Raw genomic sequence first — 26581 nt, forward strand, 5'->3', positions numbered from 1 at the left:
GGCAGAAAGGCGGATATCGATGCAAAAGCGCTCTAGATACAGATATATCTTCATAACATTCAGTATTATACTGCTGCTCACAGCGTATACAACCGGTTGCTCCCTGCAAGCTAGCAAAAACAACAATGATAAATATCATGGGGACACGGTAAATCTGATCTATTACACAATTGGAGAGCCTGACAAAGATCTGAAGCTCGTAAATGATAAAATCAATGAAATTATGGCTCGTAAAATTGGCGTGACCATCACCTATATTAAGGTTGGTTGGCAGGAGTATGAGGATCGGCTGAACACGCTCATATCCGCAGGTAGCCCGTTCGACATTGCTTTTGCCCCCAACTATGCAACTACCGCTATGCGCGGCGCATGGCTGAAACTTGATGACTATCTTTTGAGTCTAGGTAAGGATTTGTACGACACGATTGACCCCACCTTCTGGCAAGGGGTACGAATGAATGATGGAGGCATTTATGGTGTACCGACCAATAAAGAGCTGGCTGTACGTGATCATTGGATGTACCCTGCTTCGATCGTAAAAAAGTACAATATCGATATCACCAAGTATAATACGCTGGAATCGCTAGAACCATTGCTCCGGATGATTCAGCAGAATGAACCATCCTATATACCAATGGAATTAGATCGGGATTCACAAAATTTCTTCGCTCTCTATGGCTACGAGTATATTTTGAATCATAAAGTTCCGTTAATGGTGAAATCACTGGACCCTAACTCTAAGGTCGTGAATATTTTTGAAACAAAGGAAGCCCGGCAGATATTAGACACAATGCGACGGTATTATAAAGAGGGCTTCATTAACAAGGATGCTGCACTGCGGGAGCCTGGCGGACTTAAGCGTGGGGATCAGGTATTCTGGAAATCCTCAGGCGGCGGCCCACTCTCGGATACGAATTGGAGTAAGGATCGCGGCTACAAGGTTGTATCGAATCCTGTAACCCATAGTGTCGTCACTACGGAATCCGTCCGTGGAGGAATCATGGCTATTAATGCCAACACCAAGCATCCTGTTGAGTCTATTAAGTTTCTGAACCTGCTTAATACAGACCCTGAAATACGAAACCTATTTAACTATGGAATTGAAGGATTGCATTACACGCTAGGTGAACATGGGCAAGCGATCCCCATTCCCGGCAAAGACAGCCAAGGCAACCTGATCCCGGATGCACCAGCGAGCTATGCAGGAGTACAATATACACAGGGTAACTGGTTTATCTTGAAAACTATAGGCGGCGATAACCCGGAACCGCTCGATAAGTGGGATCAATTCCGCAAATACAACGCTGAAGCAATCAAGTCCACCATTCTTGGCTTCACGCCTGATCTATCTAAGCTGACCGCCCAAACCGATAACATCGAGATGATTTGGAAAAAATACTATCCAAGCCTTATGACCGGTACTGTTGATGTTGACACAATCCTCCCCAAATTTAACGAGGAGCTAAAACAAGCAGGTATCGAAGAGGTGCGAAACGAAATACAGAAACAGTTGGATGAGAAGCGAAGCGCAAAGAGATAAGTGCTATAATGCCTCCCACATCCAATCAGCGAACCGATCCCCACAGCCTACTATTGAATATGTACTTGAGCGGAAAAGGCAGCCGATATCGGCTGCCTTTTGTCATTCTACTATTTTACTTGGTAAAACTTACTTTATTTTAACGACTACCTTTCCTTTAGCCCTTCCGCTTTCAAGGTATTGAAAGGCTTGCCCTGTATCTTTAAAATCAAACACTTTATCAATAACCGGAATAATGTGACCCTCTTCTATAAACTTCTTAATGATCTTTAATTGCGCTCCGTTTGGTTTCATAAAGAGGAAATGATATCTCGTACCGCTTTTCTTCTCTAGGGCTGTAATTTTACGGCTCACAATGGATAGAACGGCCGTCTTCAACCAGCCTAATTTTGCTTCTTTGCCAAATCTGGAGTTGGGCAAGCCGGAGACCGATACTATTTTACCGTTTGGTTTCAGTACCTGGAATGATTTTTCCAATGCTGTCCCACCTAAGGTATCGTACACCGCGTCATAGCCTGTAAGCATTTCTTCAAAATTCTCTGTTTTATAATTAATGATTTGATCGGCTCCCAGTGAGTTGACCAAATCATAGCCTTTATCACTTGCTGTTGTGGCGACATAAGCGCCCATCAATTTGGCCAGTTGGATAGCAAATGTTCCTACCCCTCCAGATCCTGCATGAATCAAAATCTTTTGCCCTTTTTGAAGGTTCAAAATATCGTAAAAGGCTTGGTATGTCGTAAGTCCGACCAGTGGGATTGACGCCGCTTCTTCAAAATTTAGATTTTCTGGTTTAAGAGAAATATCATCTTCATGAATGGCAATATATTCAGCTAACGTTCCGATCCTGTCTTTGCGTGGTCTTCCATAAACCTCATCACCGGGTTTAAATGCGCTCACGCGTTCACCAACCTTGGTTACTACCCCAGAAAAATCATTTCCGAGAACTAAAGGAAAGTCATACGTTAGCAGTAATTTTACTTTTCCTTCTTTTATTTTGAAATCGATAGGATTTAAGCTTGCCGCATAAATCTCTACTAGTACATCATGTTCTCCCATTGTAGGCATTGGTCGTTCCATCATTATTAAGGGCACATTTTTCCCATATCTCTCTATCGTTATAGCCTTCATTATTATCACTCCCATTAAGATCATTCGTTTAAACATATAAACGTATAAAGCGAAAAAATTCATTTTATTCCATTGAAGATTGCAAAGATCCGCTACACTGAGCTTCAATAGCCTCAATTAAAGATTTAAGTTGCTCTAATGGTTTGCGGAGAGTCAGGACATAGTAATTTTCTACGCTCTTTTTCTCGTAACTAACATAACCAGACTGTCTTAATACCTTCAAATGATGGGAGACGGCAGGCCGGGACAAGTCAATTTGATCCGCTATAGTATTAACATTAAGTCCAGCTTTATGCTGTGCAAGCAGCAAAATTATGGCTTGACGTTTTTCGTCTGTAAGGACATCCAGCAAGGGAATGGAATCTTTAAATTGCTGTACAATATGTTCAGTATTTTGGCTCATACACTCCACTTCCGTTCATTCGTTTAATTATATAAACCTATTATAACCAACTTACTGATAAGTTCAAATAATTTAGTCTATACCTATGCTGGCGGAGCAACGCTAGTATCCGTTCTTTATCTGCAAAATCATAATTAACTATTTTATATTTAGCACTATCTTTAATTCATTTTCCAAATCGCAAATCTCATCTATGTATTTCAAGCATTTTTAGTTTCTTTTTGCTGTTGGAAACTCCACAATTTGAATGCTAAATAGATCCAAAACCGCAAAAACTGCCAAAGCAAATCCGCTATTCCATAACGCATGAATCCAATTTTCTTCAAACTTCTTCTTGCATTCATCAATAATCGTTTGGTTAATAATAATAGGAGTTGTTACAGCCATCTCTGAGTAGAGAAGGTCAGTTAAATCCAACTTATCAACCATCCATTTCAGCCCTGCTAGGGTTCCCTTATCATTTTCCAATGTAGCCTTCAGATATGAGTCAATCCAGTTAAGCAACTGATCTTTTCGCTCCTGAGTCATCTCCACAGTAACAATGAACATAAAACCACTCTTTTACCGTTTAGTTTAAAAAGCCATTAGATTTCATTATAAGTCCTGCTAAATGGTATTTAGCGACTGGGTTCTTCTATTTCTTTTGAACAGGAAAACAAATATACATCCTAATCGTTTAAACCTTTTCCATCCAGAATTTGCTGCTTATATTTTTCAACCCTTGACTCGCGAGTTTTGGATTGTTTGGGTTCAGAAAAATAAAAAATGTACGCTCTTTGCCGTCCCGGCGTCAATGCTTCAAAAGCATTTTTCAAGGCAGGCATTTCATCTAATTTGTTTTGAAATTCATCAGGAATTGTGTATTCTGTATTCTTTTTAAAAACCACTTCCAAACCGGATTTTTCAACTTCAATGGCTTCATTAATATAGGATTTCAAGATAGCTTCCATTTCAACTATTTCTTGAACGCTGGTGAACCGAATTTGGCGTGCCGCCTGTACATTTTCTGTTTGTTGGATTAGGATGCCATTGGGATCTTTTAACAAGGCGCCTTTGTGAAACAGAAGCGCGCAATATTCTTTAAATCCGTGGATTAAAACTATGTTTTTATTCTGAAACGTGTAACAAGGATGCATCCACTTATATTCTTCAGTCAGCTCACAGTCAAGTACGATATTTCTCAACTTCTTATATTCTTCTTTCCACTTTTTAGATTTACCTATAAATCCATCAACCTTAAGATTCAGTCCACTATTTGTCATCAAGGAGTCCCCCTCTTCATCATATTACTATTATGTTTTTAATAATAAGCAGATCATTAATAAATCCACTGGATTGCTTGCCGCTCCAAGCTGATGGACACCGACTAATACCGTGTCATCACTTTTTCATCAGTTGCACATAGCTTCCATTGTACTGCATTTTTATGGATTGTACAGTTTGCATACAAACTCTATTACAAATTACTTTTTTATCATATCAATTTGATTGTATACAACCAAATTTATAGATATACCTTCACAAGATATTACCATGCCAGTTGACTCATGATGGCTTCTGTTTCCTGCTGTTCCCCTCATTCTTGCGATTGCTGAACTATGGTACTCATTGTTTATGAAATCAGTCGGTTTTTACAATTTGGCACTTTACACAAACAGAATAAAAGGCCTCCGAAACATTCCGGAAGCCTTTCCATTCATTCCTCTTTTATGCCTAACATCGATTGATCATACTGGCGTTATTCATCCGAGTTGATTTTTTCGGCGCACACTGCGATTAGCACCGGATAAGCTGCATATCGCTCCACGATATGCTTAGCCACCGTACGCATTCCCTACTCGTATAACTTGAGGAATGTATTCAATCTATATTTCTTGGTACGAAACATACGTTAGAAAAGCTGAGGCCATCATCCATATCTTCGCCATCAAGGGTTTGTAATAAATGATACTGAGCAATTTCTCTCTCATTTATCTCAACATTCAATGTGGTTTGAACAAAATATATTGGATCGTCCCATCGATAATTAATAACTAGGGCTATTCTCTCATTTGAAAGCTTTGTCGAAGTTGAGATATCATTACTGTTAAATGCCTCAACAAATTCTTCAGGCTCATCACTAAGCCAAGAGTTTACATATACCCAGAATCCCTCATGTACTTTTTCAAAAGAATTGTATTGCTTAGCGAACTTCTCCAATTCAAAAGCGTTCATATTTTCCCCCGACATCTCAACAAGTAAGCAGTATCACAACAAACTGCTCATTGTTTTTTTTAACTATTTACCCATTAACTCAAACTGTCGTTCACAGTTAAACTATCTTTTATTTAAAAGTAGCAGTCTTTTAGCCAAATAATCCTTTTCTATTGTTTTATTCACTAGGCCATACTTATTTTTTTCATATAGCTTATCGTTTTCTACTGTAAGGATAGTTATGGGTTTATCTAATGTGGTAATTCCTTGTTGAATACTTATTAATAAATTTGAATGTACTTTATTTGACTTTCTCAGAGGTTCAGAGTTTGAATGGATGGTTTCTCCCTTAATATTAATTCTCCCTTCCTCATTACGCCACCATCTAAATGTTTCGATTGCGGAGAGTGACCAATTTAGGTATTCTATCCACCCATCTCCGTGTTCTAGAAAATAAATGATCTCATCACTAGGTCCCGGATCAAATAAAGCATCTGCAGACCATTCTCCTACTATTTCATCCATACTTTTAAACCTCCATAATTATCAATTCTATCTCTTCGTTATGTAAGATTAGGAGGGTCAAAAATCATCATGCTTAAACTAAAAAAAAGTATAAAGGATACAAAACTGAACAAAACGAACCGTGATTTTCTTATATTTATTTTTCTGAAAATTGTTCGATTGCTAAATATTAAAATAGCTAGAAATGTAGTTAATAATAAAAGAGTTATGGGTAGAAGGACGATTATTACATCTTCTTCACCTCTCATATCAGAACCATCATGAAATCCCATAAAATAACCTATTACATATATACATGATGCACTGATTTTTATAATGTATGGAAACATCTGCGCTAAAAATGAATTAATGATTCCACCTAGTATTAGATATAGAGTTTTCAATTACACACCTCCACTCGTGAATAGAGAAATTTTTCATATTGTTTTTTACTATTTGAAAGTGCTCTCTCTGTTGCTTTGAGCTTATCGTTGGTTGATTGAATCGTTTCAAGCTTAAGATTCATGGATTTCACCTTTATTCTCAGTAGTTAGAAATTAACAATCTTCCCCATTCCTTTTAATACCTCAAATATTTTAGTATCATCTCTAGGATCGGGATTTTTTCCATAGCGAATTTGGTATATTTCCTTATCACTTCCTTTAAGCCAATTAGAAGAGATTTTTGGAATATCAATATCATGACTATATAGAGATGATAAATTGGACCAAAAACTACCTAAAAATATTCTTTCGTTACCCACAACTACAACAAAAGGTTTACCGCTTGCAGGTACTTTTCCTTCTAACTTTTCCTCTAGACTAATGCTTTCCTTCATTATGAATTCATGTTCGATCCAATTATATGTTCTCATTTCATTGGCTGTAAGCACAGGTATAGTTTCTAAAGGTAGATCATTAAGCTCTTTACTCATCGCATCAGTTGTAGATAGTTCTTTAACTAAATAGATGGAGAATTCATTAACATCGCTCTCCTCATTACTACTATTACAACCCATAATCAGGAATAGCATAATATTCAAACTTACAAATAATTTAATTGCAGGTAATTTCATAAGAACCCCTTTCTTTAATTTTGACAATCATAACTGAATAGACGTTAGATATTCGAAAATGTTTTATTTTATGGTATATCATCCAATATTAACTTATTCATCTCAACTAAGCTTCTCGTAAACGCAACCAGGCTACCGATTAATACCGGCAGCCTCGTTTTAATGTTTATTAAGTTATATTTGATTGAGAAAACAGTTCTAATCCCAATAGTTAAAGATTATCTCACCTACTGTCTTAGGCATCCAATAAAAAATTTGTTTTAGTTCAAGTTCATTTAGTGTGTTCTCATTTTTCAGCTTATTCTTATGCCCATCTAGCAGCACTTCTTCACTAAGTTCTCTTAAAACAGTGACTAGCTTTCCACCAACCTGATTTGCTAAAGCGTAGCATAGATTTTTAAACTGGCTAATGTCTACCAATGATTTAACGATATCAGTGTTATTAAATCCAGAAATTCCATCGCGAAGCAACATAATAAAACACCTCATTTTGACGTCAAAGCTAACAAACCTGTCACTACCTTAAGAAATCCACAAATAAAGACGACATACATCAGTCGGTTTTGAGAGTCGTCCCTCTTCAATTCAAATATGACATATATTCGAAAGCAGTTGTGCCATATACACTTTTAAAATGTTTATTTAAATGGGTTAAATCCACAAAACCGCATGCAGCCACTGCAGAGTAAATATCTCTATTTTTTTCGATCAACTGTTTAGCAAGTTCGATTTTGCAGTTAAGAAAGTATTGATACGGTGAAATTCCAGTATTCTCCTTGAAAAAGCGAATAAACTTAAACTTTGATAAATGAAGTTCGTTACAAATCTCATCAAGTTTCAATACCTGTTCCAGATTGGCATGAAGCATATCCTTTGCTTTGTGAATTAGTGCGGTATCCTTTTTGTTATCCGTCGAAAACTTCGTTTGGACGAGACTATCGGTGAGGGATACGAATAATTCACTACAAACGGCCTCGTCTTTTCCGCTTAATATTGCATAGGAAAGGTTTAATATCCCTTGTTTTAGTCGATCATCATACACAACAGGTTTAGGAAAACGTACGATATCCTTTTTCTCAATAACCTCCAAAAACAATTGCGGATCAATATAGATCATAACATAATCCAGACCTGTCTTATCCTGCGCCATTCCATCATGAGCCTGTTCCGGATTAAAAAACATAACACCATTCTGGTGGGATAATTGTAAAGTGCCATCCAAATTATATTTTTGGATTCCACGTAAAGTTACACCCATGGCATACTCTTGGTGGGCGTGCTTTTTATACGTAAAATCAGTCATATTCGCTGACAGCACCGTAATACCCGCTGATTTTCGATAAATAAATTTGTTCATTCCATTCACCTCTTCATCACTTGCCTACATCCAGATCATGATTGCAGCGTAAGCGAGAGATAACGCCATCAATACATTAAATGTTTTATTATACTTTTGTAAAAGCGCTTTGAAGATCGAACCAAAGAGAACCCATGTCATAAATGCCAAAAAACCAATTAACGTGATAGCTAAAATACTTAATGTGACTGCAGAACTTGTGCTATAGCTAGGCATAATGAAGGTTGGAATCACAGTCAATGTAAATAATACTACCTTTGGATTTAAAAACTGCATAAGAAATCCTGACAAGAAAGTAGCCGTTTGGTTTAATGCTCCGTTTGATGCATCCATTTTGTAAATTTGATAAACAAGATAAAACATATAACCACTTCCAATTATCTGCATCACAATGATTATTTTCGGTATAATCGTTATAAGAATCGTGTTCAGCAAAGCAGAAATAACAAGTAATGAGGCAAAACCAATTGTTGCTCCAAACGAATATTTCATTGCCTTTTTTACACCGAAATTATGCACCGTGGATAATATGACGATATTGGTAGGTCCAGGTGTAAACGTAGCAATCGTACAGTAAATCAAAAAAGATGTAAAATCCATGAGAATACTCCTTTCAAGCTCTTCTCATAGCCTACATCTTAAAATGGAATTCCTATAGTATATTATTGCAGAAGTAACGAATATTTCGCTATGGTTCTATGTGGCAAATATTTTGGAGTTTCATTGAATAGAACAAAGTTAGGTCTGAACTTGTTTATATCCAACCAATATTTCAAAATCATATTTCCCTAATCTTATTGAACTATCCTGCCGATTGGCTTAAAAGAACAGAAATGAAGTTGACTTACGATTTGAAGATGGAGTCGATACTCTCTCTAACGTAATCTAATATCCAGTGATTATAGTTTAAGTAAAGTTCCTGGAGAGGTGCCGTTGTGTTTGAAACTATATCTAAACCTCTGCTGTCATATAAATAAAAAATCGTATTACGAGTTGTATTCACGAAAAATATTCTATGATACGCGAAGAGAAACATTGCAGGTTTAATATCTGATGTTTTGCAACTCAGCACATAACGGAACGATATCCATTCATCATCCTCTTCATCAGATACCGTAAAGCTGTTACAAATAAGTTTTTTTAAAGTTTCCTTGCTTTTAACGCCTTTTTTAAAAAATTTTATCTTGTAAGGCTTACTCTTCCTTCTAAAGCTAAGAAATAAAACAATAAATATTTCATCACTTTCACTGTGCGTTTCTTTAAATAGTTGAGTAGTACGATAGAGAACTTGTTCTCTGTATTTTTCATCAGAAACCAAAGGATCCGGGTCACCGATCTCAAATCGAATGCCTACATCCGCGTTATAAAATAGAGGGGATTCCAATTTGAGTCCTAGAAACTTATCATTGAGAAAACGATCAAGTAATGCTGTCACTCATTCTCCCCCTTTCCACGAAAAGAACTATAGTATTTGACTTCTTAGGTTCCAAGACTCTTCTGCCAAATCAAGCAGTGCCTGAGTGACTAACAACAGATGACTTGATTTTTCTTTTTGCTTTGTTTTATCGTCTACTTCTAAGTTACTAAGCATCTTATCAATAACCATGATAAACCTAAGCGATGCGCTCGCAGTAAAACCGAAACGGGCAAGCGTGAAATCCCCGTCCCATCCCTCATCCCTGAGTCCTTGCATATAGTTTAGAAATAATTCTTCCTTATACTCTGCTACCTTGTTAACTGGAACTTTCTTTTTTAATAACGCATATCCAAACATTCGACCAAGCTCTTCCCCTACACCTGAAATACTTGCAAACTGCCAATCAATCGCTATTAATGAATCATTTCCATTCAGTTGCTCTATAAAAATGTTATCCCAGTGTACGTCTTGATGGGCAAATACACGAGGCAGTAATTCTAATGTCTCCAGCAAGCTGTTTACTCGGTCTCTATTGATACGATAAAGCTCCCACATAGAGCTCTTACCATTAAAATCAATCAAGTAAGAATCCCAAATAACTTTTTGCTCCTCAATGGGTTTAGCATAAGCAGCACACACCTCCACCCAAGAACGCATCCAATTGTGGCATAAAAAAGATTCAGTTGGGAGAGGTGTCCCTGTTATGTATGCGCCATTGTATTTTCCAAGTAAGTAGGATATTTTACACATGTGCTTGAATGACCATTCGCTTTGGACATTTTCAATAGCTATATCCTCGAGCCATATCGAGACATTTTCATCCGGATGCTCTTCTACTGTATAGCATAAGGGAGCCCTTATACCAAGTGGCAATTGATTCAGAATCACTGAACGATAAACCAGAGCTTCGCGTTTCCAGTAGTAGTAGTGATTGACTTGATTACGCATAGGATCAGGTTTTAATATCTTGAGTATCATTGTATAATTTTGCTTTCTATCATTGTCCAGAGCTATACAAGATATCCTATAAACCGAACTTTCTTCCTTGTTTTTTCCAAGAGGATTGCAATTCCACGATAATAACTGTAAATTTTGAGAAGCTACAACTCGCCGTAATAGTGACTGTAAGTAATCAGGGTCAATTTTAATATCTTTTTCCGTTTTTGCGGTTATCATTATGAACAGACCTCTGTTTCTTCAAAATATATACATTTAAAATACGTGAAACGGTCCACGATTCTTTCCTGACAATTGCGTTAACTTCCAGCTTACTTAATGAAAAAGGAAGCAGTCGCCATAGCAAACTGCTCCTTATTTGTCCAACTATCTTACCTTGTTAGCATAATACCTTTTTTATAATGACTTCAGTAGTTCTTTTAAATCATCCGTCTTATTGCTTGTCAAAATTGGAATATATTCAGTTATTTTTTCAACATCCCAGTTCCACCACTTCAAAGTATTGAGAATATCAATAGTCTCCTCGTCAAATCTATAACGGATTAATTTTGCTGGGTTACCTCCAACAATGGAATAAGACAGAACATCTTTAGTTACAACTGCGTTAGTTGCGATTATCGCACCATCACCAATATGAATCCCCGGCATAATTGTAGCATTATAGCCTATCCAAACATCGTTCCCTATAACTGTATCCCCTTTGAAACCACCACTTAGATTCTTTAGGCCGGCTTCCCACTCTCCTCCAAATGCCCCAAAAGGAAAGGTTGTAAACGAGTTTGTATTATGATTCCCACCATTCATAATAAATTTGACGTTTGATGCTATAGCGCAAAATTTTCCGATTTTCAGCTTATCACCGATAAAATCAAAATGATAAAGAACGTTTTTCTCAAAGCCTAACGGATCATTATTATCGTCATAATAGGTGTAATCTCCAACTTCAATATTTGGATTAACCACTATATTTTTAAGAAAACATAAGCTTCTGATATCCTTCATTGGGAAAACACTTTTTATATCTGGACCTATCAATTAGCGACACTCCTAAAATATATTTTTTAACTTCACCAACAATATTCTCTTTTTTATTAACATTTTATTTTTCATTTGATCCTTCAGTTAGTTTAATAGCCACAGCGGTTACTAATCAATAAAATACCAAAAAAAGAAAAAAGTTGGCTTATGTCTACTTTCTAAGTATTTCCTTACCTATCTGGTTTCGGATTTATTTCTAACCTTTTAAGCTTTCTGCCGCTTTATATCCTGTCTTGGAGGAAAGCCAAACATTCGCGAATACTCTCGACTGAATTGCGAGGGGCTTTCATAGCCTACTCGAAATGCGACATCAGTGGCATCTGTTAACTCGTTTAAAAGCAGGCGACGAGCTTCCTGCAGTCTCAGCTGTTTTTGGAACTGAATTGGGCTCATAGCCGTTACTTCTTTAAAATGCCTATGAAACGAGGAGACACTCATATTCGCTATTTCGGCAAGCTCTTCAATCCGGAAACTGCGATCATAATGATTCATGATCTGCTCAATAACCTCTCTAATTTGGTGGATTGAGCTGCCCTCCATTACAATTTGTTTTAAAACATTTCCATTCTCACCTTCCAGCACCCTATACAGAATCTCCTTCGTAATTAATGGAGCAAGAACCGGAATATCTTTAGGATTATCTAACATACGAGCTAACCTGAGGACCGCATCCAACAAAGTCGATTCCATCTGGCTGACAAACATTGCCCGCTTTGGATCAACTTTCGAGTTCACTTGATTTTCAGACTCATGTAGAACCTCTAAGATTTGGCTTGGTGTAAATTCAAGTTTAAAACCCAGATACGGCGCGTCGGGAGACGCTTCAGTAACTTGGGCTGTGACCGGCAAGTGAACAGTTGCAACAAGATACTCAGCAGGACTGTATCTATAGCACTCCTCCGCCAGCCATACTTCCTTCGCACCTTGGACAACTATACATAAGGAAGGTTTGTATACTCCATGCCTGGGTACATTAACATTTGAGATATGGATGAAAAATAAGGATGGAATAGCGGTAGGATGCACACCGTCTTTTCCAGAATAACGCTTAATGATTTCGGCGAGTTCATTCTGCTGTTTCATAATTATCTCAGACATTGGCCCCTCCAACGACGTTATTTTTATAGTTCAATTATAGACCATATGCATTTGTTACATAAGCGGTAGTGAGAGGATTAGGCAAACATTTGATACGAATGGGATAACTGTCTCTTTTTAATCCAGTGCATAATAAGGTTGTAATCGGTAAATATACAACGAATCATTTGATAAGGAATTTGCTAATTTTTAGCTCCCTGCACTTACACACTAAATAATGGAGGTCTTACCGTGCAAAAAGTAATTCTAAACAATGGTGTTGAAATGCCTACTCTCGGTTTTGGTGTTTTTCAGATTCCAGATGCAAATGAATGTGAAGAAAGCGTTCATGAAGCTATTAAAGCAGGTTATCGCCTGATTGATACGRCTGCCTCTTATTTAAATGAGGAAGCGGTGGGTAGAGCAATAAAACGGAGTGGCATAACAAGAGAAGAGTTATTTATCACTACAAAGCTTTGGGTACAGGATACAGGTTATGAGCGCACAAAGAGGGCATTTGAACGATCACTAACAAGATTGCAGCTTGATTATCTGGATTTGTATTTAATTCATCAGCCCTTTGGCGATGTGCATGGCTCTTGGCGCGCTATGGAGGAGCTCTATCGTGAAGGAAAGGTCCGTGCAATTGGCGTAAGTAACTTTCATGAGGATCGGCTAATAGATTTGATTATTCATAATGAAGTTGTTCCTGCCGTAAACCAAGTGGAAACACACCCTTTCAACCAGCAAATCGAAAATGCAGCCTTCATGAAAGAGAACAATGTTCAGATCGAGTCTTGGGCGCCATTTGCTGAAGGGAAAAATAACTTGTTTCAAAATGAATTATTGGTAGCTATAGCCGAAAAGCATAATAAATCCGTTGCTCAGGTTGTTTTGCGTTGGCTAACACTAAGAGAAGTCGTTGTCATTCCAAAGTCGGCTCGTAAAGAAAGAATTGTCGAAAACTTCAATATCTTTGATTTCGAATTGGACCCTAAAGATATGGAGTCAATTGCTGCATTAGATACGAAACAGAGCCAGTTCTTTTCACATCGGGATCCTGAAATGGTGAAATGGATCGGCACCAGGAAACTTGATATCTAGCTATCCTGGGTGGGAAGAAGGAGGATTAAAGATTGCACGCACGATTAAAGAAATTGTTCGAAATTAAAGGATACCGTTTATTAGTCATCTGCATGCTGATGATCGGAATCGGAATATCGATTACAACTCCTTATCTAGCTCTGTATTTCACAGAAGATTTAGGGATGACTACCGGGGCATTCGGCGTGTTCATGGCAGTAAGTTCGTTAAGCGGTATCTTGGTGAACACGCTCATTGCCAAACGTCCGATGCGGTCTAGACCGAAAATGGATATTGATTGCAGCAATGCTTTCGTCTGCTTTGGTGTATGCTGCGTATTTGACATTCGATAACTTCTTTATTCTGCTGATTTTGGTCAGTATATTGAGTGGATTTGGTGCTGCCTCCATACCGCAAATTTATGCTTATGCACAGGAATCTGCCAATGAAAGCAAATCCGACGACAAAACGTTAGCGATGTCTGCATTACGTTCTCTGATCTCTCTAGGCTTTCTAATCGGACCATTGGCAGGGACTCTCCTTTTGGCGGCGATTGGGTATAGCGGTCTCTTTCTGGTGACATCCGCCATCTATCTTACGACAGCATCTCTTATATTCCTGTTTCTTTCAAGCCGGAAAGCAAATCCAAAAAAAATGGGTTGAGCAACACAGTAGGTACCTCTTTGCTCATTAACAGGCAGATCAGGCTGCCGTTTATCGCTTTTATTTTTCTGTTCACGGTTAACGCGATGAATTTAATCAATACGCCGCTCTTTATTGTGAACGAGCTTCAAGGCACGCATACGGATGTTGGATTAGTGGTCGGTATTTGTGCCGGCCTTGAAATTCCCATTATGCTGATCTTAGGTGCGTATGGTAGAAAGATATCAAATCATACTCTTTTAATGTTTGGCAGCATTATTGCTATTTTCTATTTCGTCACCTTAGGTGTTTCGAACGATCCGATTCAACTGATTATAGCGCAGCTTATGCAGGCAACGTTTGTGGCAATCGTAATGGGCAATGGACTTAGCTATTTCACGAATATGATGCCTGATTCACCGGGAGTAGCTACAACGCTATATACCAACGCCTCCACTATTGGTAGGCTGGCAGGAACGCTCGGCAGTGGTATCATTGCCCAGTTTACAGGATTTCGATCGGTGTATTGGATTTGTCTGGTGATTGTGATTTTATCATTAGTCTTGTTATGGCGAACAAAATCAGAAGTAGGAGAAGAAATTCGATTATCCATTTGAGACCTATAGCTTGTACTGTTTTGACGTCGGTCCTTATAACTCATAACGCTGCTCAATTGAACTAGCTTGCCTGTTAATTAAATAAAATGAGCGGGCCACCGCAGCGCCTGCTCATTGTAATTCTTACTCATGTACAAATCATTTAAAAGAAAATCTAGGACGAAAAACAAAGTCTCTGTTAAACGGCAGTTAAAGTTATTTTTTAATTTTCTCTGATTCGAAGTCGTCTACGATTATATTAATAATTTTATATGATTCGTCTGCAATAGCTTTGTTAGTATTTTTATTACCATTGTAGGTTATTAACGCCTTCCATAACGCCCATCCTCTTGCTCGGTTCCAAGTTCCTTCATCCATATTTAATACACTTTTGAATATCTTTCTACTCTCTTCATCAAAAAATGTCCAAGCCATTGCAGCATCACAAGCGGGATCACCAACTCCCAATATACCGAAATCAATGACTGCATAAAGTTTTCCGTCTTGAATGAGTATATTTCCTGGTGCAATATCACCATGGACCCAAACCGGCTCCATTTCCCATTTAGAATCAAGGGCCGATTCCCAAATTTCTTTTAATACCTGTTCATTAAAAACATCTTTATTATTCTCAATTGCATATCTTGACTCTCCATCGTATACAGCTATAGATCCGCCTCTATAGAAATTATGCTCCCCAGCTAACGGACCTTCACTAGCATCAATGGATTGTAATTCAATTAAAAAAGAACCCAAGTCTATTGCCAATTGGTTAAGATCATTTAAATTTTCCTGAGACAATGTCTCTCCTTCCAACCATTTGTTGATTGACCATGGCCAAGGATATTCTTCACTAGGATTCCCCTTAGCTATTGGCATGGAAATGGGTAAAGAAAGTTTTTTTGATAACAATGGCAGCCACTTTTGCTCTTTCTCCACTTGAGGTGCATAGGATACTGCACTTGGCAATCTTATACTCATATGTTCACCTAAATGAAAAGTTCTATTATCATTCCCACTAAATTTTACAGGTCTGATTTCTAACTCAGACCATTCTGGGAATTGTTCATTTATTAATTTTACAACAACATCAACATTTATATTTTTCATTAATTACCTCTCTAACATTTCAAATTTTTTAGGAGTTTAAATTTTATTTTTAAATAAGTGCACTAACATGTTTATCAATCTCTATTCTTCCGTTAGCTTAACCAGGCTATGTATTTTGATGGTCCTTGTGAAGAAAATTTACATACTCATCCTTCGTTAAACCGAACAAGATGGAATCATGATATTTTCCGTTTATGTAAAACACTTGACGCCTGATTCCTTCTTGAACACACCCTACTTTTCTAAGCATACTAGCCGATGGCTCATTTCCTTCAAGAACATAATCATTGAATTTATTTAGTCTACGCTCGAAGAAAGCATATCTTAGGAGCATGTGTACTGCCCTGGTTCCATATCCTTTACCTCGGTAGGGTTTATCAATCACGATGCCTATGCTGAATGTTCCATTCCTCTCGTCAATGCTATTTAAATTAATACCGCCTACACTTACACCATTCAGGTCTTCAATGGTAAACATAATTCTACTGTTCGTTGATGAAAAGTCCGTATTTTCCTCAACAAATCTTTTTGCTTCAGAAATTGTAGGCGGCAATTCTATTGTACATTCTAACAATCGACGCGCAGGAGTGTCATATCCACTTACATAACAGCTTTCCCAATCTTCTAGTGAAATTCCCCGCAATCGTATAGCTTCGTCTTGCCAAAAGTAAGTGCTGTAGTCTATTTCTTGCACAGATACACCTCCACATAATGATTAATTGTTATAATTATAACTAGTAAATTCAATGCGTAGTTAGTAATTTTCGGTTATAACTATTTTGCCCGTTAGCTTAATAAAAAAAAACAGGCCACCGCAGTGCCTGCTCATTCTTCTATGCTATTCAATCACCATATCTGTTAGATTAACGACCTAATTATACAAACAGCTATTCTTCTCGTTTTACTTTTTTTCGTCGAGAAAGTGATATTCCCCCAAAGCCACTGATGACAGCAATGTAAAAACCTATATCATACCACCAGCCAGAGTTGTAAATTTCATATACTCTAATATCGTGATTGAAAATGCCAATAATAATTGAAATAGGAGCAACCCAGCCATGCCATATCCCCCAGAAAAAACCTGCAGGATTTTGAGCATTATTCACGCCATCTCCAGGTACACAACCCGTTAATGAAAGAACAGTAAAAGTCATTAGTACCATTATTAATAAATACCTTTTTTTCATATCTCGTCACCGTCCAATAACAAGTTTAACGAAGCAAGTTTGTAGAATATAAAATTTCCTTTCTATACTATGGAGACTAATCTCAAAATATTCTACAATTTCTTTTCCCTATATTGATCATGCTGCCAACCTTTAAATATCTGAGATGTCCTCGCTTTCAAAGCGCTCCGTACGTCAATGGGTTCTCGCCACGCTACATGCTATACCAATACATCGGATGCTCTGCGATTTGATCAAATCCAAGTTTATTGGCAAGAGATATCGATGCTTGATTATCTGAATGACAACTCCAGTTTGGTAGTAGTCTTTTACTCCGACATTCATTGATAAACTCGATACCAACTTTTGTCGCGAGCCCTCTACATTTATGTTCCTCAATTGTAATAATATCAATCTCAGCAAAACCTCTGCCAACGTAAGGAGATGAACAAACGCTTATGATTTTATTCTCTTTTGTAATAAAATGTCCGATGCCGCGCTCATTAAAATGCTCGTTGGAATCCCACACTAGCTTATAGTATGTGTAGAAATCCTCGCGATATCTATTCGAGATATCATCGTTTAGCGCTTCATATTGCAGTCCTTCATCGATGTTTATATGTATGTCTTTACTATTTTCAATAAACTTTTGATCATTAAATCGGAAATAAGTACGTTTTATTTTATTTGCATGTTCTAGTTGATATTTCTGGAAAGCTCTTTCCCATTCGTCTGTGAACATCGCCAGTGCATAGAACCCAATGTGGTTGTCCTTATGATTTAGAAAGTTCGCTACAGCATCATTAAATCTGCAATCTGAGGCATTACCAACTAAACAATAAAATCCACCGCAACTTGTAAGAAAAGCAGCAGACGGATATAATCTACTGTTTACAAATATCCTTCCATTTTGCACATGTTCAATTACAGAAAAGGCAAAGACTGCTTTGTTTTGGATTTTTGAAAACATCGGTAATACTTTAGTAAATTCGTTCCTACTCAACTCGAGCATAACCCACCTCATTAAATATGCTTTCATTATTTTTCGATCATAGATTCAGTTACCATTAATTTTTTGATCTACCCATTAGATTAATAAAATTAGCAGGCCATTGAAGCGCCTGATCATCCATTTATGTTATTTAACTAATGTTTCCTGTTAGTTAAACAAATTTTAGGGAGCTAGTCCTTATTTCTTAGCTTATTAAAATGATTTATTGTAGATTTCATATCATCTTCATTATTCAAATCAACTAGTTTACGAAGTTTCATGCTCCAGCAATTCAAATTCAAGGAAGCGCATAACAACCTACATATTCGTAATGCTTCTGTTACACTACCCTCTCCATTATAAACATTAGTTCTGACAGATATCTCTTCAGCCTTTTCTGATTCGGTTCCTGTATTTAGTTCGATCTCAACTTTGTATATCCCATCATCATAGAGAAAATAACACGCATCATTAAATGAATTCCAAGATTTCAAAGTTGGTTCATTCTTTATATAAGCTGAGTTTTTGAGTAATTCTACTGTTTGAACAAAGTCGAAATTATTCTGCCCAACAAACTCCATCCCATCTTCAGTAACGGTTGGTTCATTTCCAAATGGAAATAGAATAAACTGATAATCTCCGATAGCCACAGTAATCGCCTCCAAATATGGAAAGTGAACAATTTACAATTGTTGATCGTTCAATCAAGCTAACGAAAAACATCGATTAGCTTATTCAAAACGATGTATTCCAACACAACTATTCCTATGCAAAAAAGTATAAAAAACTGAAGTCTCGCTGTGTTAATTCTATCCTTCCAGTATTCCCCTCTAAAAAATGAGATTATGTTAGGAGTGAACGTATGCCGAATAGATTCGTTATAATCATTTTCATCCACAAAGAAAATACGGAACAGAAATTTATATATTGGAATATTTAAAAGAAATAAAACAATAATCATAACCAGTTCAAAAGTCAAATTGTYTTCCTCCAAATATATCTTTACCTTATTTTACAATATATGATTTTGTTCATGCATAACAGACTGATCCATCATATGGATCAAGGAACTAGCTGCCGATGTGGGAGTATAGTGATACGTATTAAATTTCCTTCCATTATAACGTCTTATTTAAAAAGTTTGTGATCATTGCATTAAGGTGCTCTCAAAGTAAATTAATCTATCAAAATTGGACTAATAAATAATCATCACTCGTAGGATTTTCCGGCAGAGAGAATAATTGCGAAAGTACGCCAATCTGGCTCAAGATTAGTCCCTGAATCTTCAAGCCACGCCTTCATCCCTTCTAAAAATGATTCCAAATTCGGATTTTCCCAATCATTTTTATTTGTATCCAAATCGCTCATTAAAGAAGCTACAAAATGAAGCATATCCTCTTTTGTTTTTACCTCATAAGGGTTTAAGCTCATTGTACTGAATCACCTCAGGAAAAATTGTTAGTTTTATTTTTTTGTTACCCAATTTTAACACATATTGGAACCATACTGCCCGACAGTAAAAAACAAGAATAAGCAAAAAAACTTCCCCGCAGTACCCTGCAGAGAAGTTCTCTCTAATAAAATATCTTCTCATTCCGTTATAGTTGCTGCTTTGTAACATCTCAAATTATTGATTTTTAAAATATTGCACATGCTCAGACACCCACTGGGCAAAGGTGCGTGCTGGGCGGCCAGTGACCTGTTCGACGGTAGGAACCACTGTATACGCAGATTTAGGAGGGTTGGCATGCCAGCCTATTACAAAGTTAATAACATCCTCTTGAGCTCCCATATTCCGCATGCGTTCGCGCGCTTGCTCTTCGGTGAGCACGACGAATTGGATATCCTTCCCGATTGCAGTACTGATCGTGCGAACCTTTTCTGGTATCGTTAACACTTCAGGTCCAGTCAACGTATAGATTTTACCTGCATGACCGGTATTGGTCAGTGCGGTTGCAGCGACACTAGCGATGTCGGCCGGGTGAATCATCGCATCCAAAGAATCAGCAAACGGCTCCTTCACAATGCCTTCCGAGCGAATGGACTCTGCCCAGATAAGTGTATTGGACATAAACTCTGGAGGCGGCTGGAGAAAGGTCCACTCCAAGCCGCTCGCTTCCACGGCCTGCTCCACGGGTCCGTTCACACCGCTCCACAATACTGTGACTCGTTCTACTCCAGCTTTCTTGGCCAGTTCAACAATTTCGGGTCCAGTCTGCAGCGGGCCAAAACCTTCACTGTTAAAAGTGATTAAGTGCATGCTTGTAACGCCCTTCAGCACGGGCACAAGAGACTCTGGAGAAGCAAGATCGCCATATACGACCTCAACCTCTTTGGGGAAATTTGCTTTTGCCGGGTTACGCGTCAACGCACGCACATTATGACCTGTTCGGACGAGTTCTTCAACGATATAGCGACCCACATTTCCGGTTGCTCCTGTTACTAAAACCGTCATGGCTCAGCCTCCTTGATTTCTTTTATCTTGGTGGTTTTTCATTAAATTGATTTGCTTTTTCAAGCTTAATTCCGCATCTGCTAAAACATTCTGTTGTCGAATAACTTCATCCAGTTTTGTTTCATAGATTTGAAGTAATTCATCACAATACTCATCTTTTTCGCCGAATTCGTCGTTATCGGGATATTGGCAATACATAATATCTTTTATCTGATCCGTTGTAAGTCCTAAATTAAGATAGAGTTGAATCGTATGAATGACTTCGACAATAGAATCATCAAATTCGCGATAATTATTGTCGAGACGAGAAGCGGTTATCAACCCTTTTTTCTCGTAATGTCTTAAGGATCGAATACTAGTGCCGGTCTGTTTCGCTATTTGACTTATTTTCATTTTCATAGCTCAACCTCCTTTCTTTGTATTCTTAGTTCATCATAAAGTATGACACTAGTGTTATAGTCAAGTCCCTTTTAATAAAATGAGCAGGCCACCACAGTGTCTGCTCACATTTTTTATATTTCAACTATTGTATCCCGTTATCTCAACAACCAATATATCCGTAGCCAGCCTTGTTATAAAAATAATTAGAACCCTTCAATACTATTCAGATTGTCTCTCACGTTCCATCGCCTCAAGTACTTCGAGTTTTTGCTCATACTGACGAATTAGGGCTGAATCTGGCCCATTGCGGTGTTTTTCGATGAACGCTTGAAGCGCTTGGCGGTATTGCGAAATGAATTTTGAGTTGCCGGAGTTTGTTGCAAGCTTGGCTTCAGCTTTTATAATCGGTTTCAAATCCTTATTGATTATCCATTTCTTCCCGTATTCTGACTTATCGCTCATGATGAGGAGATTACGTTCGAAACCTGGAACATACTTGGCGACGAAAACTTCATCCTTAGGCGGAATAAGAATGGCATTACGCAGCGGATAAATACTGGCGGACATGGTAGTGAAACTCGCCTCCATATCTTGCCCCTCGGAGGTTTTGAGGACCGCTTCGTACTTCCAAACATATTGATCATTGTAAAGGGAGTTAGTTTCCTCTGCGTAAACAATGATTGCAGTACTTTCCGTTCCAACTGCGTTAAGAAATAATGAGTTTAGATAATGCGTGATAAAAATGTTGAGAATTGCTGCCAGAAGCCCCAAAGACGGCAGTATGAAAAACCATTTTCCATGATTACGCCATATCGATAAGAAGATCCCCATGGCAAAGCTGAAAAATAAGATTATCAACAATGACCAGAACGGGTGATGCGTCAGGAAATACAATACAGCCGAGATTATATACATGTATTTTACTCACCCCTCATGGTTATACTATGCCAGCCCTATTGTTGTATTCTAATGCGTTCTTGTTTGCCATGACCTTGTTCGACTATCAGCGGCTTCTTATCTAAATAATAATCCCACCCATTTGCAATTGCATATTTAATCAATCGTTCGCCGTTCTTAGGCATATGAGGGTTGAAGTGCCATCTTTCCATCTAAAGAATCTCGATAACAATTAGTAATTTAAAAATTCGTTAGATATACTGAACTATCCTGCTCGTTAGCTTAATAACAAGAATGAGCAAAAAAACCTCCCCGCAGCATCCTGCAGAGAGGTTTATTTTCAGTTTGATTGGGTCAAAATTTCGACTTTTTTGGTTCCCTATTGGCTTCGCCATAAATTCGTTCCGCTTTAAAGTAAATTCAGCGCCTTCAGCAAAGCCCATTCACTGGATTTGAAGCCTTCTATTGAAAAATGAGCATCTGGAAACATCGGGGACAAATGATGGTACCCAGGGTATACATGTAATTCCACTAACACACCATCAAAGACCAGTTGTTTTGCAAATAATAAGGCTTCATCGATGAATAAATCAATGCTGCCTATACTTATATAAGTGGGTGGCAAACCGGCTAGTGATTTTGCACGCGCAGGCACGTAATACTCACTAACCTCTTCATGACCGGGTTCATGCCCTAAAACAGATTTCCAGCCAAAATAATTGCTTCCTTTTGTCCAAACAAACTCACCCGCATAGGGATGTTCTGGCGCAAAACTTGTACGGTCATCAAGCATTGGATTACGCAGCCTTAGATGATGAATATCAAATTCCTTTTGGTCACGAATGTAAATGGCTAGACCCGCTGCTAATCCTCCACCTGCGCTGCTGCCGGATATGGCCACTTTTTGAGAATCGATCGCTAATTCCTTAGCATGCTCAATACACCATTTAAGGCCCGAATAACAATCCTGTAGCTGACTAGGCTGAGCATGCTCTGGTGCCAAGCGATAATAGACAGATACACAGCAAAAACCATGCTGGGAAGCAAGCGAAGCATTAGCTGTACGATCACCAATCGGACTTCCCATAACCATACCGCCGCCGTGAATAGAATAAAATAATGGCAACTTCTTGTGCTTTGGCTGGATTGGTTTAATGATCTCTATGCGAATATCTGGGCCTCCAAAATAACTTGGTACTGTTTTTTCTTCAAAAGTAACTGGGAACAACTGCGTAACATCTATTTGCGGCAGCATTTTTGCTTGATTTGTGCGCGATTCTATTAACATTGATTCAGAAAGATCAGTTGTTGGAAATAAATCAACAGCGCTGATAATTTCTTGATCAACTAAATGTCTGCTTCTGTTTTTTTGCTCACTCATGATTTTTAATTTCCTCGCTTTCTATTTATACACATCATTCATTATGATGTGCTGCTCATCGTTTTATGCACAAATCAGAGCCCTTTCTAACTTTCTTTCGTCAGCTAATTTCCAACTATCATGTACACTCTCACATGCTAAACCTATTTTAAATAATGTAGACAGCTATTCATATGTCAACAATGGCTTAGATTCATTGTTAACACAAAAAAGGCACTGATGAGAAATTCTCACCAGTGCCCGTTATTCTTTATTCATTATGTGAATACACAATTCTCTTAATCGTATCTATGGAGAGGAAATATTCCTTCGAAAGCTGCTCGATACTACTCTTACTCATAAAAGCATTTCTAATAGCGGCATTTCGCTGATCCAGTAATTGTCTACCACCGCTCAAGCTTCCCCAGTTTTTATATTCCTTTTCTTGCTTAGGAATGTAAAGAGCCTCTCCTTGAACATACTTTTGAATTTCCATAATTAGCTCTTCAGGCAATATCTTTGTTGCATTAATATATTTCAACTTCGCCCGCTCCTTATTTTGACAATTAAAAATAAGGTGCAAAGCCAAAATATTAGAAAAGCTTATTCAGCGCTATAAAATGTTTCGCCCCACGCAAAGTAACGCTTTTCCAATAACAGGCTTTGCATGAGTGGAAGAAGTACCAGATAATCTTAAGAGATTTTCCATCAGTAAGCACCCCCTTTTCCTAACAAGTATAACATAACTTCAAATGGAGAAGATCCGCATAGAGAAAACATGAAATAAGCCTTTAACCATACGATAAATCGGCTTGTATTAATTTCATATTGATGTGTGCTTGGAAATAGAAGTAATTATTATATCCCAGTCATCATAATGAAGTTCATGTCCACTACCCTCCAATGTCAGTAAAACCGCATCCGGAATTTCATTAGCAAGATTTTCTCCATGTTTATAAGGGATAATGGGATCTTCAGTACCGTGTACAATCAGAGTAGGTGCAATGATTTCACTCGTCCTAACCAGATAGGATTCCCCACCTGCCAATAAGGCGTGATTACCCATGCTGGCGATATTGTTGCTTCTAACAAATTCTTTTTCCGCCAATGCGCCAATGCTCTTCTCATCAAAAACATGCTTTGAACCGACCAGAATCTTTGATCTATTAATGGCAAATTCGACTACCGATTGTTTGTTCGTCCAATCTACAGCCCCCATATTCGAGAAAAACTCCATAACCCTTTCCTCCATCGGAGGGAGATGCGGAGCAAAATTGGACGTTGAAACGAGGGTAATGGTTTTAACCCTCTCCGGATGCCGCAGAGCGATCATTTGAGTCAACATACCGCCCATGGACATGCCTATGATATGAGCTTGCTCAATCTTATAAGCATCCAATACTCTTATTGCATCATCTGCCATATCTTCAAAAGTATAACCCGGTTGACCAGGCTCATAAGTTGTTGAACGTCCAACATCTCGGTTATCATAACGAATGATAAAACGTCCTGCATCTGCCAAACGCTGACAAAATTCTTCTTCCCACCAAATCAAGGAGGATTGAGCCCCCATAATTAGCAAGATGGCCGGATGATCTGGATTTCCGAAACTGTCTGCACATATATTAATCCCATCTACTTTTATTAGTTGTTCGTTCATATGGAACCCTCCAATATTTCTTACAAAATAAAAAAACACAGGCCATAGGCCTGTGCGCATACTGTAATCGAAAAAGAATTTGAGAATGAACACAGTATTATGATTACCCTATGGAAGACTATCAGTCCAATCATCGGGTAGATCATAAAAGGTTCAATCCATTTCCTTTGTATCTAGTTTATATGGCATAAAGGTAGGGTTCCCCCTCTCCCCAATGATATAAAACTAAACTAGGTTACCGTGAAGGCAAACTAATCTTCGATTACGATGCACACAAAATAGTCTTAAACCACAAACCAATTCATTGTGCAAAAAGTATCGAAGAATTAGATCAACACACGTAACCCCTCCGTTCGTATAAGTTAAATTTATGCTAACATATGGCAAAGTCATATGTCAAATACTAGGCGGTTTCCTTTGTGTTAACCTTTATCCTAGTTTCAAAAAGCTATGTTGCCTCTTCCCTTATGTTTTTTGAAATTTTCGCAAATTGATTTACATACCCTGCCAGATAAATAGCGCAGCGCCAACAATTTGACGTTTTTTCTACGCTCAGCATTATTGGGCATATGCTTAAAATAGATCGGTTTCTCAAAACGCTAATCATATGGTCAGCCTGTTTTTTGAATCTTTCCTTTAAGTAACCTAAATACTTTTATTGTTTTTTCAGAGAAACCTTGAAAGAAATCACTTAGATATTTTTGGACAAGGAACCGTACCAAACTAAAGAATAAAGAAATAACTATTATAAACACAAATAGTTTTATTCCTGTTTCTATATATACCATTTAGATAACGCCCTCCTATTCAATTATCATTATATACTAATACATCGATTGATCTGGAACATGTCGATAACAACCGCTATCCGGACATTTAGCTGAAAAGGCTATCGCTTATAGCGGTAGCCCTTTGTGAATGAATTCTTATTATCCGATAGTTTAGAGAATTATTTTCTTTTTATTAATTTATGAATAATCGAAGGCTTTAAACCAGCTTGAATAAGCAATTTAATATTGAAACCCGACTTCCCATAGCTTAAACGATACCAATAGTAATTTATGTATTCTATCACGGAAAAAACATAAATCAACATACCAAAAAATAAGTCTCTTTTATTCTGTGCAAGCATTAACAACAAAATAACAATTATCACAGCCAAAAGAAAATTAATTCTTCTAAGCATGATTAGGATTTTCCGCATTAACAATGATTTCTCTTTACCTAATGATTGAGATCTAAATACCCAATACAGCACACCTTGAATTAATTGCAACACAAGAAATGAAAACGCAAGCAAGCTTGCGAATCCTAAATCTAGATACAGTTTAAATACAACAAAAAAAGAAATAGCCGCTACTAACTCACCAAAAGCTAGATTCAACAGGTGTTTTCTTAGTTTTCTCATAAAACTCCTTATAAAGATCACAAACACCAACTGTTTTAGATCAATTAATGTATTCATTTTACAACAGTATCTTGTTAACGATGAGCTACCACGCGGCAGCCCCTTCGGTGTTCAACTAACGTCCCCCATCCCTTAGTCAT

33 protein-coding genes are annotated in these 26581 nt (G+C 37.7%); 5 read left to right on the top strand and 28 right to left on the bottom strand.

Annotated elements, in window-relative coordinates:
- Positions 1 to 19 precede the first annotated feature (19 nt).
- Entirely contained in the window at positions 20 to 1540 is a 1521-nt protein-coding gene (locus tag AC1DPK_RS27715; RefSeq protein ID WP_477512291.1) for an ABC transporter substrate-binding protein, read from the top strand.
- A gap of 129 nt (positions 1541 to 1669) precedes the next feature.
- On the opposite strand, the gene AC1DPK_RS27720 is transcribed toward AC1DPK_RS27715, so the two are convergent.
- The 14 genes from AC1DPK_RS27720 to AC1DPK_RS27785 form a co-directional block, all read right to left on the bottom strand.
- On the bottom strand, positions 1670 to 2671 hold the full coding sequence (locus tag AC1DPK_RS27720) for an NADP-dependent oxidoreductase (protein WP_477512292.1): 1002 nt from the start codon (positions 2669 to 2671) through the stop codon (positions 1670 to 1672).
- Positions 2672 to 2735: 64 nt separating this feature from the next.
- Complete coding sequence (locus AC1DPK_RS27725) at positions 2736 to 3074, bottom strand: ArsR/SmtB family transcription factor (protein ID WP_339208387.1); 339 nt, start codon at positions 3072 to 3074, stop codon at positions 2736 to 2738.
- A 210-nt stretch (positions 3075 to 3284) separates the two neighbouring features.
- Positions 3285 to 3623 carry a hypothetical protein gene (locus AC1DPK_RS27730; protein ID WP_477512293.1) on the bottom strand — a complete coding sequence of 113 codons (339 nt, stop codon included), beginning with the start codon at positions 3621 to 3623 and terminating at the stop codon, positions 3285 to 3287.
- 119 nt (positions 3624 to 3742) lie between these two features.
- On the bottom strand, positions 3743 to 4336 hold the full coding sequence (locus AC1DPK_RS27735) for a YdeI/OmpD-associated family protein (RefSeq protein ID WP_477512294.1): 594 nt from the start codon (positions 4334 to 4336) through the stop codon (positions 3743 to 3745).
- 598 nt (positions 4337 to 4934) lie between these two features.
- Positions 4935 to 5288 (bottom strand): hypothetical protein, encoded by a 354-nt coding sequence (locus tag AC1DPK_RS27740; protein WP_477512295.1) that lies wholly within the window; start codon positions 5286 to 5288, stop codon positions 4935 to 4937.
- 102 nt (positions 5289 to 5390) lie between these two features.
- Positions 5391 to 5792 carry a hypothetical protein gene (locus tag AC1DPK_RS27745; RefSeq protein ID WP_477512296.1) on the bottom strand — a complete coding sequence of 134 codons (402 nt, stop codon included), beginning with the start codon at positions 5790 to 5792 and terminating at the stop codon, positions 5391 to 5393.
- A gap of 529 nt (positions 5793 to 6321) precedes the next feature.
- Positions 6322 to 6846 carry a hypothetical protein gene (locus AC1DPK_RS27750; protein WP_477512297.1) on the bottom strand — a complete coding sequence of 175 codons (525 nt, stop codon included), beginning with the start codon at positions 6844 to 6846 and terminating at the stop codon, positions 6322 to 6324.
- A gap of 198 nt (positions 6847 to 7044) precedes the next feature.
- Positions 7045 to 7320 (bottom strand): hypothetical protein, encoded by a 276-nt coding sequence (locus AC1DPK_RS27755; protein ID WP_477512298.1) that lies wholly within the window; start codon positions 7318 to 7320, stop codon positions 7045 to 7047.
- A gap of 106 nt (positions 7321 to 7426) precedes the next feature.
- On the bottom strand, positions 7427 to 8203 hold the full coding sequence (locus AC1DPK_RS27760; protein WP_477512299.1) for an AraC family transcriptional regulator: 777 nt from the start codon (positions 8201 to 8203) through the stop codon (positions 7427 to 7429).
- A gap of 24 nt (positions 8204 to 8227) precedes the next feature.
- The gene (locus AC1DPK_RS27765; protein ID WP_477512300.1) at positions 8228 to 8803 is read right to left on the bottom strand and encodes a LysE family translocator; all 576 of its coding nucleotides are present in this window, start codon (positions 8801 to 8803) and stop codon (positions 8228 to 8230) included.
- Positions 8804 to 9047: 244 nt separating this feature from the next.
- A complete protein-coding gene (locus AC1DPK_RS27770; protein WP_477512301.1) occupies positions 9048 to 9638 on the bottom strand; it encodes a DUF3885 domain-containing protein in 591 nt (196 codons plus the stop codon).
- 27 nt (positions 9639 to 9665) lie between these two features.
- Positions 9666 to 10796 (bottom strand): hypothetical protein, encoded by a 1131-nt coding sequence (locus AC1DPK_RS27775; protein ID WP_477512302.1) that lies wholly within the window; start codon positions 10794 to 10796, stop codon positions 9666 to 9668.
- 177 nt (positions 10797 to 10973) lie between these two features.
- Positions 10974 to 11579: a CatB-related O-acetyltransferase gene (locus AC1DPK_RS27780; RefSeq protein WP_477512328.1), complete on the bottom strand. Its 606-nt coding sequence runs from the start codon at positions 11577 to 11579 to the stop codon at positions 10974 to 10976.
- A gap of 240 nt (positions 11580 to 11819) precedes the next feature.
- On the bottom strand, positions 11820 to 12713 hold the full coding sequence (locus tag AC1DPK_RS27785; RefSeq protein WP_477512303.1) for an AraC family transcriptional regulator: 894 nt from the start codon (positions 12711 to 12713) through the stop codon (positions 11820 to 11822).
- A 231-nt stretch (positions 12714 to 12944) separates the two neighbouring features.
- Here AC1DPK_RS27785 and AC1DPK_RS27790 point away from each other — a divergent pair, with 231 nt between their 5' ends.
- The 4 genes from AC1DPK_RS27790 to AC1DPK_RS27805 are packed head-to-tail and all read left to right on the top strand — an operon-like array spanning position 12945 to position 15034.
- Positions 12945 to 13796, top strand: a complete 852-nt coding sequence (locus AC1DPK_RS27790) for an aldo/keto reductase (protein WP_477512304.1) — start codon at positions 12945 to 12947, stop codon at positions 13794 to 13796.
- Between the two features lie 32 nt (positions 13797 to 13828).
- Entirely contained in the window at positions 13829 to 14128 is a 300-nt protein-coding gene (locus tag AC1DPK_RS27795; protein WP_477512305.1) for a hypothetical protein, read from the top strand.
- Positions 14115 to 14438 carry an MFS transporter gene (locus AC1DPK_RS27800; RefSeq protein WP_477512306.1) on the top strand — a complete coding sequence of 108 codons (324 nt, stop codon included), beginning with the start codon at positions 14115 to 14117 and terminating at the stop codon, positions 14436 to 14438. The genes AC1DPK_RS27795 and AC1DPK_RS27800 overlap by 14 nt, the downstream gene beginning before the upstream one ends.
- A gap of 20 nt (positions 14439 to 14458) precedes the next feature.
- Positions 14459 to 15034: an MFS transporter gene (locus AC1DPK_RS27805; protein WP_477512307.1), complete on the top strand. Its 576-nt coding sequence runs from the start codon at positions 14459 to 14461 to the stop codon at positions 15032 to 15034.
- A gap of 195 nt (positions 15035 to 15229) precedes the next feature.
- On the opposite strand, the gene AC1DPK_RS27810 is transcribed toward AC1DPK_RS27805, so the two are convergent.
- From AC1DPK_RS27810 to AC1DPK_RS27875, 14 genes are all read right to left on the bottom strand, one after another.
- Positions 15230 to 16123: an aminoglycoside phosphotransferase family protein gene (locus AC1DPK_RS27810; RefSeq protein WP_477512308.1), complete on the bottom strand. Its 894-nt coding sequence runs from the start codon at positions 16121 to 16123 to the stop codon at positions 15230 to 15232.
- Between the two features lie 106 nt (positions 16124 to 16229).
- A complete protein-coding gene (locus AC1DPK_RS27815; protein ID WP_477512309.1) occupies positions 16230 to 16817 on the bottom strand; it encodes a GNAT family N-acetyltransferase in 588 nt (195 codons plus the stop codon).
- A gap of 193 nt (positions 16818 to 17010) precedes the next feature.
- Complete coding sequence (locus AC1DPK_RS27820; protein WP_339208368.1) at positions 17011 to 17310, bottom strand: hypothetical protein; 300 nt, start codon at positions 17308 to 17310, stop codon at positions 17011 to 17013.
- A 193-nt stretch (positions 17311 to 17503) separates the two neighbouring features.
- On the bottom strand, positions 17504 to 18292 hold the full coding sequence (locus AC1DPK_RS27825; RefSeq protein ID WP_441884608.1) for a GNAT family N-acetyltransferase: 789 nt from the start codon (positions 18290 to 18292) through the stop codon (positions 17504 to 17506).
- Positions 18293 to 18471: 179 nt separating this feature from the next.
- Positions 18472 to 18930 (bottom strand): hypothetical protein, encoded by a 459-nt coding sequence (locus AC1DPK_RS27830; RefSeq protein WP_441884606.1) that lies wholly within the window; start codon positions 18928 to 18930, stop codon positions 18472 to 18474.
- Positions 18931 to 19489: 559 nt separating this feature from the next.
- Positions 19490 to 19711 carry a DUF7660 family protein gene (locus AC1DPK_RS27835; RefSeq protein ID WP_441884604.1) on the bottom strand — a complete coding sequence of 74 codons (222 nt, stop codon included), beginning with the start codon at positions 19709 to 19711 and terminating at the stop codon, positions 19490 to 19492.
- Between the two features lie 196 nt (positions 19712 to 19907).
- Complete coding sequence (locus AC1DPK_RS27840; RefSeq protein ID WP_477512310.1) at positions 19908 to 20735, bottom strand: NmrA family NAD(P)-binding protein; 828 nt, start codon at positions 20733 to 20735, stop codon at positions 19908 to 19910.
- A gap of 3 nt (positions 20736 to 20738) precedes the next feature.
- A complete protein-coding gene (locus AC1DPK_RS27845; protein ID WP_441884600.1) occupies positions 20739 to 21134 on the bottom strand; it encodes a MerR family transcriptional regulator in 396 nt (131 codons plus the stop codon).
- Between the two features lie 201 nt (positions 21135 to 21335).
- Positions 21336 to 22031, bottom strand: coding sequence for a MerC domain-containing protein (locus AC1DPK_RS27850; RefSeq protein WP_477512311.1), 696 nt, complete (start codon positions 22029 to 22031; stop codon positions 21336 to 21338).
- 38 nt (positions 22032 to 22069) lie between these two features.
- Positions 22070 to 22225 carry a hypothetical protein gene (locus AC1DPK_RS27855; protein WP_477512312.1) on the bottom strand — a complete coding sequence of 52 codons (156 nt, stop codon included), beginning with the start codon at positions 22223 to 22225 and terminating at the stop codon, positions 22070 to 22072.
- A 197-nt stretch (positions 22226 to 22422) separates the two neighbouring features.
- Complete coding sequence (locus tag AC1DPK_RS27860) at positions 22423 to 23394, bottom strand: alpha/beta hydrolase fold domain-containing protein (protein WP_477512313.1); 972 nt, start codon at positions 23392 to 23394, stop codon at positions 22423 to 22425.
- Between the two features lie 250 nt (positions 23395 to 23644).
- Positions 23645 to 23914: a CD3324 family protein gene (locus AC1DPK_RS27865; protein ID WP_076270608.1), complete on the bottom strand. Its 270-nt coding sequence runs from the start codon at positions 23912 to 23914 to the stop codon at positions 23645 to 23647.
- 282 nt (positions 23915 to 24196) lie between these two features.
- Positions 24197 to 25033, bottom strand: a complete 837-nt coding sequence (gene mle / locus AC1DPK_RS27870) for an alpha/beta fold macrolide esterase (protein ID WP_477512314.1) — start codon at positions 25031 to 25033, stop codon at positions 24197 to 24199.
- 949 nt (positions 25034 to 25982) lie between these two features.
- Positions 25983 to 26441 carry a hypothetical protein gene (locus AC1DPK_RS27875; RefSeq protein WP_477512315.1) on the bottom strand — a complete coding sequence of 153 codons (459 nt, stop codon included), beginning with the start codon at positions 26439 to 26441 and terminating at the stop codon, positions 25983 to 25985.
- Positions 26442 to 26581 lie beyond the last annotated feature (140 nt).

Source organism: Paenibacillus sp. 01T424, assembly GCF_056398745.1.